The 13,241-nt window shown below is 64.8% G+C and carries 13 protein-coding genes and 1 riboswitch; of the genes, 9 read left to right on the top strand and 4 right to left on the bottom strand.

Features of this window, described 5'->3' with window-relative positions; translation table 11 throughout:
- Genes DC31_RS03580 through DC31_RS03575 form a run of 3 tightly spaced genes read left to right on the top strand, consistent with a single transcriptional unit; the run spans position 1 to position 1,310 of the window.
- Complete coding sequence (locus tag DC31_RS03580; RefSeq protein WP_235201318.1) at positions 1-513, top strand: DUF6882 domain-containing protein; 513 nt, start codon at positions 1-3, stop codon at positions 511-513.
- Complete coding sequence (locus DC31_RS19110; protein WP_235201317.1) at positions 510-725, top strand: hypothetical protein; 216 nt, start codon at positions 510-512, stop codon at positions 723-725. The genes DC31_RS03580 and DC31_RS19110 overlap by 4 nt, the downstream gene beginning before the upstream one ends.
- A gap of 42 nt (positions 726-767) precedes the next feature.
- Positions 768-1,310, top strand: coding sequence for a hypothetical protein (locus DC31_RS03575; protein WP_036277118.1), 543 nt, complete (start codon positions 768-770; stop codon positions 1,308-1,310).
- A 17-nt stretch (positions 1,311-1,327) separates the two neighbouring features.
- Here the strand turns inward: DC31_RS03575 and DC31_RS03570 are convergent, their stop codons facing one another.
- Complete coding sequence (locus DC31_RS03570; protein WP_036277117.1) at positions 1,328-2,215, bottom strand: bifunctional methylenetetrahydrofolate dehydrogenase/methenyltetrahydrofolate cyclohydrolase; 888 nt, start codon at positions 2,213-2,215, stop codon at positions 1,328-1,330.
- A gap of 139 nt (positions 2,216-2,354) precedes the next feature.
- Complete coding sequence (gene glyA / locus DC31_RS03565) at positions 2,355-3,629, bottom strand: serine hydroxymethyltransferase (RefSeq protein WP_036277114.1); 1,275 nt, start codon at positions 3,627-3,629, stop codon at positions 2,355-2,357.
- Between the two features lie 45 nt (positions 3,630-3,674).
- Positions 3,675-3,758: riboswitch (ZMP/ZTP riboswitch) on the bottom strand.
- Between the two features lie 74 nt (positions 3,759-3,832).
- Between glyA and DC31_RS03560 the strand changes: the two genes are divergently transcribed.
- From DC31_RS03560 to DC31_RS03535, 6 genes are all read left to right on the top strand, one after another.
- On the top strand, positions 3,833-5,344 hold the full coding sequence (locus tag DC31_RS03560; protein WP_235201316.1) for a family 20 glycosylhydrolase: 1,512 nt from the start codon (positions 3,833-3,835) through the stop codon (positions 5,342-5,344).
- A complete protein-coding gene (gene nagA / locus DC31_RS03555) occupies positions 5,344-6,492 on the top strand; it encodes an N-acetylglucosamine-6-phosphate deacetylase (RefSeq protein WP_036277112.1) in 1,149 nt (382 codons plus the stop codon). The genes DC31_RS03560 and nagA overlap by 1 nt, the downstream gene beginning before the upstream one ends.
- Before the next feature lie 358 nt (positions 6,493-6,850).
- On the top strand, positions 6,851-8,935 hold the full coding sequence (locus DC31_RS16830) for a sigma-70 family RNA polymerase sigma factor (protein ID WP_081813703.1): 2,085 nt from the start codon (positions 6,851-6,853) through the stop codon (positions 8,933-8,935).
- Positions 8,936-9,063: 128 nt separating this feature from the next.
- The gene (locus tag DC31_RS03545; protein WP_235201315.1) at positions 9,064-9,315 is read left to right on the top strand and encodes a YrdB family protein; all 252 of its coding nucleotides are present in this window, start codon (positions 9,064-9,066) and stop codon (positions 9,313-9,315) included.
- Positions 9,312-10,673 (top strand): FAD-binding oxidoreductase, encoded by a 1,362-nt coding sequence (locus DC31_RS03540; RefSeq protein WP_036277108.1) that lies wholly within the window; start codon positions 9,312-9,314, stop codon positions 10,671-10,673. The genes DC31_RS03545 and DC31_RS03540 overlap by 4 nt, the downstream gene beginning before the upstream one ends.
- Complete coding sequence (locus tag DC31_RS03535; protein ID WP_036277106.1) at positions 10,666-11,073, top strand: NUDIX hydrolase; 408 nt, start codon at positions 10,666-10,668, stop codon at positions 11,071-11,073. The genes DC31_RS03540 and DC31_RS03535 overlap by 8 nt, the downstream gene beginning before the upstream one ends.
- On the opposite strand, the gene nagB is transcribed toward DC31_RS03535, so the two are convergent.
- Entirely contained in the window at positions 11,070-11,849 is a 780-nt protein-coding gene (gene nagB, locus DC31_RS03530; protein WP_036277103.1) for a glucosamine-6-phosphate deaminase, read from the bottom strand. The genes DC31_RS03535 and nagB overlap by 4 nt on opposite strands.
- On the bottom strand, positions 11,849-13,036 hold the full coding sequence (locus DC31_RS03525; RefSeq protein WP_036277101.1) for an ROK family transcriptional regulator: 1,188 nt from the start codon (positions 13,034-13,036) through the stop codon (positions 11,849-11,851). Before DC31_RS03525 ends, nagB begins: the two co-directional genes overlap by 1 nt.
- Positions 13,037-13,241: the final 205 nt, after the last annotated feature.

Here is a 13,241-nt window from a genome sequence, read left to right as displayed (position 1 = left end):
ATGACCTTCGCAGCCTTGCAGCCACTTGCCGATCGCGCAGCCCTCTTCGCCGCACTCCGCCAGGATGCTCTCAACACCGCCACCGCGGCATTGGGAGAGCACCGTTGGAACGCCGACATGGTTGAGGGCACGCTCACCTTCACCTCGAAGGCTGATCCCGAGCGCCAGCTGGTCACACGCCCGCACCTGATCGCCACGATCGCGCCCGGACCCCGCTCTTTGCTGTGGGCGTGGGCGCACCCGCAAGGCGATACGCAGGGAGTCGCCGCTCAGCTGCGCGACTACGGCACGCAGTACGGCATCGCCGAGCTCAGCCAGCCCGAGTTGGCGTTCCCGGAAGACACCGGTTCTGACATTGAGGCCTGGATCGAACAGGCCGCACACCAGGTCGGCACCGTGGCGACCGAGATCACCGGCCGTTCGCCGTACTACTCGGCGCCCGTCGGCGGCGGCACCCGTGCGGTATTCTTGCTCGACGCGCCGGTCGCGCGACGACGGTTCAGGATGCTGTGATCATCGCACCCCGCATCCTCTCCGGCCTCGCACTCACCGACGCCCGCTCTTCGGTCTGGGATGCAGCGCGGCTTGCCGGCTGGACCCTGGAATGGACTGACGAGGCTTTCAGCGGCGCTGTCGTCACCGACGCTTCCGGCTCGGCGACCTTCCGTTTCGACGAGCATGCGCGCATCGTCGGAATCGAATCCGCGAACCTCAACGGGGCCTAAACCCCCGATGTGCGCCTGGCGCTGTTATGCCAGGCTGAGCACATGAAGAAATGGGCCATCCGCGCCGTCTCACTGTACGTGTTCAATGTCGCGGTTCTGCTGCTCATCGGGCTGCTGATGTCAAGCGTGCAGGTCGGCTGGAATGCGCTGTGGGCATCCGTCATCCTGACGCTGGCGACGCTGGCCCTCAAGCCAACGTTGCTCAAGGTTTTCCGCGGATCCGCTGCTAAGTCCGCCGCATCGCGCACAAAAATCGGCGAGAAGATCGTCCAGTACGTGCTCGTCTTCATCGTCGAGCTGATCATCTGGGTAATCACGGTGCTACTCAGCGGCGTCAACGTGCATGGATGGTTCTGGGGCTACGTCCTGCCCCCGGTGTACTTGCTCATCGCATGGGTGATCTACGACCTGATCGACGATCGCCTTGAGGCCAAGACGGGCGAACTCATTGGATCCGTGGGGTCAAAGCTCCCGCGGGCGGGTGCCGCAGAATCCGATTTGCCCTCGCCGGCAGTGGCCACTGGCCGCGACGAACTCAAAGACGGGCTGACGCCCGAACAGCGACGGATGCTAGACGGACTGTAGCGGGCGCCAGGAGACGCTCAGCGCTCGGCAGAAAGCCGTTCGGCGGCCTCGACAACGTTCGTCATGAGCAGCGCAACGGTCATCGGACCGACACCTCCGGGGTTCGGCGACACGAAGCCGGCGACCTCTGCAACACCGGGATGCACGTCACCGAACACCTTCGACTTCCCGGTCTCCGGGTCATCCTCACGCGTCACGCCGACGTCGAGCACCGCGGCGCCCGGCTTGACGTCTTCCGGACGGATGAGGTGTTTGACGCCCGCTGCCGCGACGATGACGTCGGCTTCACGCAGGTACTTCGGCATGTCGACGGTGCCGGTGTGGGTGAGCGTGACTGTGGCGTTGAGCTCGCGGCGCGTGAGCAGCAGTCCGATCGAGCGTCCGATCGTGACTCCTCGTCCGACCACAACAACGTGCTTGCCTTTGAGGTCGTAGCCATTGCGCAGCAGCAACTCGATGACCCCGCGCGGAGTGCACGGCAGCGGCGTCGTGATCGGCGAGTTGACGTTCAGCACGAGCCGCCCGAGGTTGGTCGGGTGCAGACCGTCGGCATCCTTGTCAGGATCGATGCGCTCGAGGATCGCGTCCGTGTCGATGTGCTTCGGCAACGGCAGCTGCACGATGTAGCCGTGGCAGGTCGGATCGGCGTTGAGTTCGTCGATCAGCTCCTCAACCTGCTCCTGGGTGGCATCGGCCGGCAGCTCGCGCTGGATCGAGTTCATCCCGATCGCCTCGGACTGACGGTGTTTCATCCCCACATACAGCTGCGACGCGGGGTCGGCGCCCACGAGCACGGTGGCGATGCCCGGGAGAACGCCTCGCTCCTTGAGCGCCGCGACCCGCTCGGTGAGCTCGCTCTTGATCGCCGCCGCTGCGGCCTTGCCATCCAGAATTGTTGCGGTCATCGTGGTGTTCCTTTCCTTGGCGCGACACCAGCTGCTCCGTGAGGCACCATCTTCGGCGTGAGACACCATGTGTGCCGTGGTGTCTCACGCTGTGAGTGATGTCCGATGCCGCAATGGTGCCTCGACGGACGTTAGAGGCTTACTGCTGCAGATCGGGGTAGAGCGGGAACGCACCGGCGAGCGCGTCGACGCGCGCACGGAGCGCCTCAACGTCAGCACCGGGCAGAAGCGCCAGAGCGATGACATCGGCGACCTCGGTGAACTCGACGTCGCCGAAGCCGCGAGTGGCAAGCGCCGCAGTGCCGATGCGCAGACCCGAGGTGACCATCGGCGGCCGAGGGTCGTTCGGAACAGCGTTGCGGTTCACCGTGATGTGGATCTCGTGCAGCAGATCTTCGGCCTGCTTGCCGTCGACCTCGGCGTTGCGGAGGTCGACGAGCACGAGGTGCACGTCCGTGCCGCCGGAGCGCACGGCGATGCCGGCCTCCTTGACGTCCGGCTGCGTGAGGCGATCGGCGAGGATCGCGGCGCCGCTGAGTGTACGCACCTGGCGGTCCTTGAACTCCGGGGTGCCCGCGAGCTTGAATGCGGTCGCCTTCGCGGCGATCACGTGCATGAGCGGACCACCCTGCTGACCGGGGAACACAGCCGAGTTGATCTTCTTTGCGAGGTCGGCGTCGTTGGTGAGGATGAAGCCCGAGCGCGGGCCGCCGATGGTCTTGTGCACGGTCGAGGAGACGACGTGCGCGTGCGGCACGGGGTTCGGGTGCACGCCTGCGGCGACGAGACCAGCGAAGTGCGCCATGTCGACCCACAGCAGTGCGCCAACCTCATCGGCGATCTCGCGGAACTTCGCGAAATCCAGGTGCCGGGGGTAGGCCGACCAGCCGGCGACGATGACCTTCGGCTTGTGCTCGAGCGCGAGCCGGCGCACCTCGTCCATGTCGACGAGCGAGGTCTCGGGGTTCACGCCATACGCGACGATGTTGTAGAGACGACCGGAGAAGTTGATCTTCATGCCGTGCGTCAGGTGTCCGCCGTGGTCGAGCGACAGGCCAAGCAGGGTGTCGCCGGGGCGGGCGATGGCGTGCAGCACAGCCGCGTTGGCTGTTGCGCCCGAGTGCGGTTGGACGTTCGCGAACTCTGCACCGAACAGTGCCTTGACCCGCTCGATCGCGAGCGACTCTGCGACGTCAACCTCTTCGCAGCCGCCGTAGTAGCGGCGGCCCGGGTAGCCCTCGGCGTATTTGTTCGTGAGCACCGAACCCTGCGACTGCAGGACCGAGACGGGCACGAAGTTCTCGGATGCGATCATCTCGAGGTACGTGCGCTGACGGTTCAGCTCACGATCGAGAACCTCTGCGATCTCGGGATCGACTTCAGAAAGCGGGGCGTTGAAGTAGCGATCGGTCATGTCGTCCTCTTTCGTTGCGGAATGAAATGTCATCAGGAGATGGATGTCATCGGCCCAGGCGCGCGGTCGAATTCCGTAACAGTCGCTCCCCGGTGGTGACCCACCCAGACGCCAGTCGCGACGGTTTGAGCATAGCGGAATTCATCACCCCCACAGTAGCCGTGACGCCCGGTTGCCTGTGCGCTCAGGGGTAGGTTTTGTTCATGGTTCTTCCACTTGTGCCGTTGCCAACTTCTGTCGTCGAGTCGCCTGGCAGATTCTCGCTCATTGCCGGTGCACGCATCATCGTGGCGAACGAAATTGTTGACATCGAAACGGATGCCGCGGCATCCGGCCTCGCTGACATGCTCGAAGAACGCACCGGGCTACGAATCGAGCGCGTGAACAATGCGGCGCAAGCCGGCGACATCGTGCTGCGCCGCACCGCCGAGAGCGGCGAGCACTATATGTTGCAGATTGGCGATGTGACGCAGATCGAGGGATCAGCGGCCGGCCTCTTCTACGGCATCCAGACGCTCCGCCAGCTACTCACCTCAGACGGTGACCGCTGGACGCTCCCCCACGTCGACATTGATGATGCTCCGCGCTTCGAATTCCGCGGCGTGATGCTCGACGTGGCGCGCACGTTTTTCGACGTCAGCACCGTCAAGGCCTATATCGACCGGGCCTCCTCATTGAAGTTCAACCGCCTGCACCTGCACCTCACGGACGACCAGGGCTGGCGTCTGCAGATCGACAGTCGCCTGCTGCTCACTGAACGCGGATCGACGACCGCAGTACTCGGACGCCCAGGCGGCTTCTACACGAAAGATGATTTCCGCGAGATCGTCGAGTATGCGGCTACGAACCACATGGTCGTCGTGCCAGAGATCGACCTCCCTGGTCACACGCACGCCATCGGCCTGGCATACCCCGAAATCGTCGAAGCGCCGGTCATGAATGACGAGCTTCTCAAGCAGTCGACCGCGCTCAACCAACCGCTTCCGGTCGCCGGTGAGCCGTACCAGGGCTGGGGTGTCGGACACTCCATTGTGAAGGTCCGCGACGAAGAAACCTGGGTGTTCTTGCGCGACGTTCTCACCGAAGTTGCCGAGCTCACCGCGGGCCCGTACCTGCACATCGGCGGCGACGAGGCACTCGGCACACCGCACGCCGACTTCGACACGTTCATCACGCGCGTCACCGCACTCACTCTTGGCCTCGGAAAGACACCCATCGCGTGGCACGAGGCCGGCTCCGCCCCAGGTCGCCGAGGGCACGATCGGACAGTACTGGGGCAGCACCCGTCCCGAGGCTCGCAGGCGGAGGATGCACGACGCTTCGCCGAGCGCGGCGGATCGGTCATCATGTCACCATCGAACACCGCGTATCTGGACCAGAAATACGACGCCGAGTTTCCTCTCGGACTCGACTGGGCTGCCCTCATTGATCTCGAGACCGCCTACGACTGGGAGCCGACTCAGATCATCGCTGGGCTCTCGCCCGATGCAATCCTCGGAATCGAAGCGCCGCTGTGGTCCGAGACGCTGACATCGTTGGCCGACATCGATCAGCTGTTCTTCCCTCGCGCAGCGGCACTCGCCGAAGTGGGCTGGTCGAAGTTCGAACGTCGCGAATGGGCTTCGTTCCGTGAGCGCGTCGGACGTCTGGGCGCGGTCTGGGATGCCGCAGGATGGGGCATGCACCGTCCCGCCGAGATTGACTGGAGCAGCTGATGGCCGCGACTCTGATCCACTCCGTTCGCCTCATCACCGATGGCACCGAAACAGCGAACGCCTGGGTGCGATTCGAAAACGGCCGTGTGGTCTCGACCGGTTCCGGCGCGGACTGGGCTGATGCCGATGAGGTGCTCGATGCCACCGAGATCGCGGGCGACGGTGCGATCCTGACGCCGGGATTCATCGACATCCACGGGCATGGTGGCGCCGGGGCATCCTTCGATGACGGCATCGATGCTATCCGCACGGCGCGCGCCTTACACCGAGCCCACGGCACGACGCGCGCAGTCGTCTCGCTCGTGACCGCGCCGATCGACGATCTCATGCGTCGAGTCGGCGAGATCGCCGATCTCATGACGACGGATGCCGACATCCTCGGCTCACACCTCGAGGGTCCGTTCCTCGACATCGCGCGGCACGGCGCGCACGACCCCGCGCTGCTGCGTGATCCGGTGGCTGCCGATGTGCAGCGTCTGCTCGATGCCGGCCGCGGTACGGTGCGCCAAGTCACGATCGCCCCCGAGCGTCCCGGTGGCCTCGAGGCGATCCGGCTGATCGTTGCAGCGGGCGCGGCAGCGGCCGTCGGTCACACGAGTGCAGATGCCGCCCAAGCCGTCGCCGCGTTCGACGCGGGGGCGACGATCCTCACGCACGCATTCAATGCAATGCCCGGCATCCACCATCGTGCCCCGGGTCCGGTGCTCGCCGCAGCGGCCGATCATCGGGTCGTACTGGAAGCAATTGCCGACAATGTGCACCTCCACCCGCACGTGATCAAGCTGCTTTTCGATACGGCCCCGGGCCGCGTCGCCCTCGTGACGGATGCCATGGCCGCAGCCGGCAGCGCCGACGGGAGCTATGACCTGGGCGCGGTGAAGGTGACGGTCACGGGAGGCGTTGCCCGAGCCGACGACACCGGCTCGATTGCAGGTTCCACGCTCACACAGGATGTCGCTCTGCAGCGCGCGGTGCAGGCGGGCGTCGCGCTCGTAGATGCTGTACTGGCATTGACGCGGACACCAGCTGCGGCCGTCGGTGTGAGTGCCCAGCTCGGAAGCCTCGCGCCCGGGTACCTCGCCGACGCCGTGCTCTTAGACGCACAGCTGCAGGTCGTGCGCGTGCAGACCGGTGCGCCGTTGGCGTAATCGAGGTGGAGGCCGCCGAATCCCCAGCGGCGGCCTCAGTCCCTCCGGCATGAGAATGGGTGGACCCGAGGACTCCTCCCCCGAGGTGCTCGAGCCCACCCCAACCGACGCTATTGCCCCCGCATCGGTGCCGAACTCCGCCCCCCGGTGGAATTCTGTTGGCTGTCTCTACTGATGAGACGACGACCGGGCCGATTCATTACGCAAAACTCAAAAAGATTTTTTGGGAGTTCGCACCGAGTTATCAACAGGGCTGGCCTCGCTGGGAATTTAGGGAGAGAATGTAAGAGACGCGTGAGCAGATTCTTGATCACGCGTCTCTTCATGTGGGAGCGCACCCGCGTCTCACAACAGATGGATGACAGTGCATAACGACGACCTTTCCAGAACTCCTGCGGTAGCCGACGCCGATCTGATCCTCCGCACCCGATCGGGTGACCGAGGGGCGTTCGGTGAACTCTGGCGCCGCCACTACCCCTCCGGAATGTCGGTCGCTCGATCGATCACGTCGAGCATCGATCCAGATGATCTGGTGCAAGAGTCGTATACCCGCATCTATCAGGCCATCCTCAAGGGCGGTGGACCGAACGGTTCCTTCCGCGCGTACCTCTTCACCAGCATCCGCAACACGGCCGCTGCATGGGGTCGCTCACGTCGCGAGACTCCGATCGACGAACTTGACACCGTCGCAGACCCCGACAGCACCGAGCAAGCGACGGACGAGGCGCTTGACCGCGGGCTGACCGCGCAGGCCTTCCGCAGCCTTCCGACGCGCTGGCAGGAAGTGCTCTGGTACACCGAGATCGAGCAGATGAAGCCGACCGAAGTCGCGCCTCTTCTCGGAATGAAGTCCGGAGCCGTCTCCCAGCTCGCATTTCGTGCCCGCGAGGGTCTACGAGAAGCATGGATCCAGGCGCACCTGAACAGCGCAGAATCTGGATCAGAGTGCCGCTGGACTATCGAACGCCTCGGCGCACATTCTCTCGGAAACCTGAGCACTCGCGATCAGAAGCGCGTCGATCTTCACATCAACGACTGCGCCCGCTGCATGATCGTCGCCGCCGAGGCGAAAGATGTCTCTAATCGACTCGCGCTTGTGCTTCTCCCCCTCGTGCTTGGCGTCACCGGTGCGGCCGGCTATGCCGCCACACTGCAGGGTGCCGCCCCAGTGGTCGCGCTCGCTGCCATGCCATCCGGCGTCTTCGAAGGCGGAGTCGTCGTGGGCGGCACGGGCGCTACGCCCGGCGCGGCTCTTTTGTCCGCCGGAAGCACTGGTCACGGCGCGGGTCACGGCAGTGGTGGTGTGGCCGGTGCTGGCGCCAGCGGCGGCCTGACCGGCGGCACAGTCACCGGAATCGGTGCCCTCGTCGGAGTAGGTTCCGCAGCGCTCGTCGTCGCAGGGGTTGTTGCTGCGACCACGATCGTTCCCGGACTACTGAACGCCAACTCCGCGACATCGCTGCCGAGCGCGAGCGACGTTGGCAGCTCCTCGATCTCCTCCGAGGTCGCATCCGACACTGACCTCAACGCGGATGAGAAGTTCGTCCTCGAGATTTCGGAACCTGCGCCGAAGCCTCCCGTCAAGGACGAGGCCACACCCGACACCGAGCCGCGCAGCAGCACTGAGCCGCCCGCTGCCGTGCCCGCGCCTCCCGTTGTGCCGAATAGTCCTGATGGCGACGGCAACGGTGCCGCTCCGCCGACCGATCCTGCCGAGCCGGGTACGGATCCGACCGATCCGACCGATCCCACAGATCCCACAGATCCCACCGAACCGACGGATCCCACGGACCCCACGGACCCCACGGACCCCACGGATCCAACCGATCCGACGGACCCCACAGATCCCACAGATCCGACAGATCCCATCGGACCCTCGGATCCAGAGGCGCCGTTGTCTTGGGGAACGGCACGAATTGAGTTCGACCTTTCCACTTTGAAGACGCACTACTCGGTGCCGATCACCGGCCTCAACTCTGAAACGGTGCAGGCGCTCATCGACGGCAGCACTGGCGGCGCGGATCGCATCGTTCTCGACGCCAACGGAACGGGAACAATAGATCTTCGGCCGACTCTCCGCCAGCTTCTTAGCCCCGCTCAGACCATCGTGACGTTCCAATACGTGACGGACGCCGGTGACGGGCGAGTTGTCGAGACGACGCTTGCTGCACTGGCAGAGCCAGCATCCGCTCCTGTTGCCGAGACTTCGACTACTGAACAGCCCGCACCACAGCCGCAGCCGGTCCCCGTCGCCGAGTCGACACCCGCGCCTGTCGACGAGCCACTCCCGGCCGAGACTGCCCCGGTCGCCGACGAGCCCGCCGTTGAGGAGTCGCCCACCACAGAGCCCGTCGCACCGACGTCCGCGGTCGAGCCCGCCGCCTCAATGCAAGAGGCTCCCGCCGTCGCCCCGACCGACGAGACGACCATCCCCGCCGAATAGACTGGGAGCATGCCCGAAGCCCCCGATACAGTTCCCGGTGTCACCCGTCCGAATCTCGCTCCGCTTGACATCATCCGGGCCATCATCCTCATCACGCAATCGCCTCGCTGGCGCTCTGGGGTTTCGTCATGTGGCCGTTCCCCTGGAACATCGTCCTGGGCATCGGCACGCCCCTCGTCGTCCTACTGGTCTGGGCACTTTTCCTCTCCCCTCGACCGGTGCTGGCGCTGCATCCGTTCATCCGGGCAGCCGTCGAACTGCTGATCTACGTGGGCGTGACTATCGCTTGGTGGTCGATGGATCAGGCCTGGGTGGGACTCGGCTTCGCTGTTGTCGCGGTAACCGCAGGGCTCTTCGCCGGGCGGAGAAACCTGCGATGACCGTCCGAGCGGCTCTGCGGGAGTCGCTCGGTGACATCGTCGATGTCACCGAGGAATCCCTGGAGTCCGCGCGCGCCGATCGCTCCGGGCACTCGTCGTCCGGACGGCCGCTCGCCGTCGTGCATGCCCAGTCGGTCCGCGACGTCCAAGAGACGATGCGAATTGCCACTGCGACGAACACGCCTGTCGTCGTACGCGGTGCCGGCACGGGCCTCGCCGGAGGCGCAAACGCCGGACCGGGTGAAATCGTCCTGTCTACTCTGCGCATGAACCGAGTGCTCGAGGTGCGAGCAGATGATCTCTTCGCGGTCGTTGAGCCCGGCATCCTGAACGCAGAGCTGAACACACTGTTGGCAGCCCAGGGTCTCTGGTGGCCTCCGGACCCCGCCAGCCGCGACATCTCCACCGTGGGCGGGAACATCGCCACCGGCGCCGGTGGACTGCTGTGCGCAAAGTACGGCGTCGTACGCGACGCCGTACTCGCCATCGACCTCGTGCGTGCCGACGGACGACTGCTGCACCTTGGCCACCGCAGTGTGAAGGGCGTAACCGGGCTCGATCTGACCTCGCTGGTGATCGGCTCCGAAGGCACACTGGGCGTCGTCGTCGGCGCGACGCTGAAGCTCCGGCGCCTCGTTGAAGGCGAAGTCTGCACAATCACCGCCCTGTTTCCGACGGTTCGCGCTGCTGCTGTCGGTTCGGCGGCGGTGACGGCTTCTGGGGCGCAACCGGCGATCATGGAGCTCATCGATGCCACGAGCCTGGTCGCCATCCACAGCTACCTGGACCTCCCCTCTCCCCCGACCGCGACCTCGCAACTGACCATCCAGACCGATGGCCCGGCTGCGGCCGCCGAAGCCGACCTGATCGCTGCGGTACTGCGTGACAACGGCGGCGATGTCACGCTGACCTACGATCGCGAAGAGGGCGAGCGGCTGCTCACGATCCGACGCTCCATGCACAGCGCGATGGCGGCCCTCGGCACGACTCTCATCGAAGACGTCTCGGTGCCGCGCAGTGCCCTTCCGGCCATGTACGACGAGATCGCCCGCATTGAGCGCGAGTACGAGCTGACGATTCCGGCGATCGCGCACGCGGGTGACGGCAACCTGCATCCAAACTTCATCTTCGAAGGCGACGAGGTCCCCGAGCAGGTCTGGGCGGCGGCCGACGATCTCTTTCGTTCGGCGATTAGCCTCGGCGGCACCCTGACCGGCGAGCACGGCATCGGCATACTGAAAAGCCGTTGGCTCGCCGCCGAACTCGGCGATGATCAGTGGGAGTTGCAGCGAGAGATCAAGCGTGTTTTCGATCCGCTCGGCATCCTCAACCCGGGAAAGGTGTTCTCCGTTGCCTGACATCCATGTGAGCGCGGCAGTGATCCACGACGCTGAGGGCCGCGTGCTGGTAGTTCGAAAACAGGGCACGACCCGCTTCATGCAACCCGGTGGCAAGCCGGAGGCTGGCGAGAACGCCGCGCAGACTCTCGCCCGTGAGCTCGACGAAGAGCTCGGCCTCAAAGTAGCCGAGGAATGCCTGCGCCCGCTGGGCAGATTCGTCTCAGCAGCGGCAAACGAGCCGGGCCATCGCGTCGTCGCCGACGCTTTCGCGCTGACGATCGACGCCGCTGACGTCACAGTGCAGGCCGAGATCGCCGAACTGCGCTGGATCACCCCGGCCGATGTGAACACACTGCCACTCGCGCCACTGAGTCTCGAGCACCTGCTCCCGCTGGCGTGGCCGGGCGAGCCCGCCTAGAGCCCCTGCCAGGCGGGCTTGTTCGCGTACGTGTAGCGGTAGTAGTCAACCAGCTTCAGTCGAGACGCGGCAGCCTCATCAACCACGACAGTGACGTGCGGGTGCAGCTGAATCGCGGACCCCGGCAGGATCGCACTGATCGGCCCCTCGACGGCTTCGGCCACGGCCCGCGCTTTGCTCTCCCCGAACGCCAGCATCACCAGATGGCGAGCCTGCAGGATGGTTCCGAGCCCCTGCGTAATGCAGTGCATGGGAACGTCATCGATTGAGTCGAAGAAGCGTGCGTTGTCTTTGCGGGTCTGCGCTGTGAGCGTCTTCACACGCGTACGGGAGGCAAACGACGAGCCTGGCTCGTTGAAGCCGATGTGTCCGTCGGTGCCGATCCCAAGAATCTGCAGGTCGACGCCGCCGGCAGCTGTGATGGCGGCCTCGTAGTCGGCACCGGCATGCTCGATCCCGTCCAGCGAGCCGTTGGGAACATGGATCTGCGACGGGTTGAGTCTGAGCGGCTCGACGACCTCACGGGCAATGACCGACCGATAGCTCTCGGGGTGGTGGGGGTCGATACCCACGTACTCGTCCAGAGCAAAACCACGCACCTGCGCCAGATCCGCGCCGCCGAGTCGCCGATGCAGCGCCTCATATACGGGCAGAGGCGTCGATCCGGTTGCAAGTCCGAGGACAGCGTCGGGACGGCCCTCGATGAGTCGCGCGATCTCATCGGCGACCAGAGCACCCGCGGCGGGCACATCCTCGACGATGACGACTTCAGCCACTATGAAACTCCTAATTGTGCGGAGAGGACCATGACCGCGGCTCCGCGCAGCACGATGTCCTCTTGGCGGGTGAGGCGGATGACCACGCCATCGAAGACGCCCTCTAGGGTGCGATCGCGCAGCGTGGTCGTTGCGGCGTCGATGAGGGTACCCTCGAGCAGGTCTGCAGGCCCCGACAAGACAATCTCAGAGAGGTCAAGGGCCGCCACGATCGGGGCGACAGCGATCGCCATGCGCGTGCCAGCCTCGCGAAGGATCTCCTCTCGAGCCGAGGGGTCGGCGGCGAGCGCCTCGCGAAGGCGTGCGACGCTCAGCCAGGCTTCAAGGCAACCATCCCGGCCGCAGATGCAGTGTGGACCGCCATCAGTGGCGACCACGACGTGGCCGATCTCGCCGGCAGCGAAACGGCTGCCAAGCAACGGCTGGCTATCGGAGATGAGTCCTGCGCCCACTCCGATGCCAACCTTGATCAGCATGAAGTCGGCTCTGGCCTCGCCTAAGGTGTACTCCGCCAGCACCGCAGCGTTCGCATCGTTGCGGACGAGGACCGGCAGATCGAGGTCGTGCCCGAGCTGGGCCTCGAGACCGAAGTCCTTCCAGCCGAGGTTCGGCGCGCTGAGCACAACACCGTCTGGCCGCACCACACCGGGCGTTCCGACTCCGACACCGAGCAGGGGTGACGTCGACACGGCGATAAGTTTGCGGCACAACTCCAGCAAGGCGACATAGGACGCCTCACCGTCGGGCTTAGTCAGGCGAGCAACCTCTCGGCGCTCAATCACCTTGCCATCGAGTGTGAGGACGGCCCCGCGGAAGACTTCGGCGTCGGACAGGTCGACTCCGATGATCTGGTGTCCGAGACGGTCAACATCCACGAGGATCGGCGGCTTTCCCGGCCCCGTTGTCTCACGCACACCAAGTTCTATGACAATGCCATCGGCAATGAATTCTGCAATGAGGTCTGAAATCGTGACTCTGGTGAGTCCCGTCTCACGTGAGAGGTCGGCGCGACTCATCGCCCCTGCGTGAAAGAGCGTCTGCAGCACGAGTGCCCGGTTGTGCCTTCGGGCCTGCTCGGGAAGGACCTTCGACCGGGAGCGCAGTTTTCGGGACGTCCCAAAAGCATGCGAATTAGCACCGGCATAGTTGACCTGTGCCACTTGTCGCAGTTCATCCGAAACAGGCATGTTTGTTAGTAGACCTTACGAACATTGATTGTGCAACTGCTGCCCCGCACCCGAGCGGCGAGGTTATCGAAAAGTTACCGCACCTTACGGTCGTCGCGAGACATGCGCTGACTGGTCTCATCGGCATGATGGGTCTTTCTGCCCATCGGGGCGTGCGACAAAACATGAGTTCAACTCGTTCGTCACTTCACTCGGCGAAACGGTC

It is taken from the genome of Microbacterium sp. CH12i, from assembly GCF_000685355.1.
In the GTDB taxonomy this organism is placed as follows: Bacteria; Actinomycetota; Actinomycetes; order Actinomycetales; family Microbacteriaceae; genus Microbacterium.
This window is presented reverse-complemented; position numbering and strand designations above follow the sequence as displayed.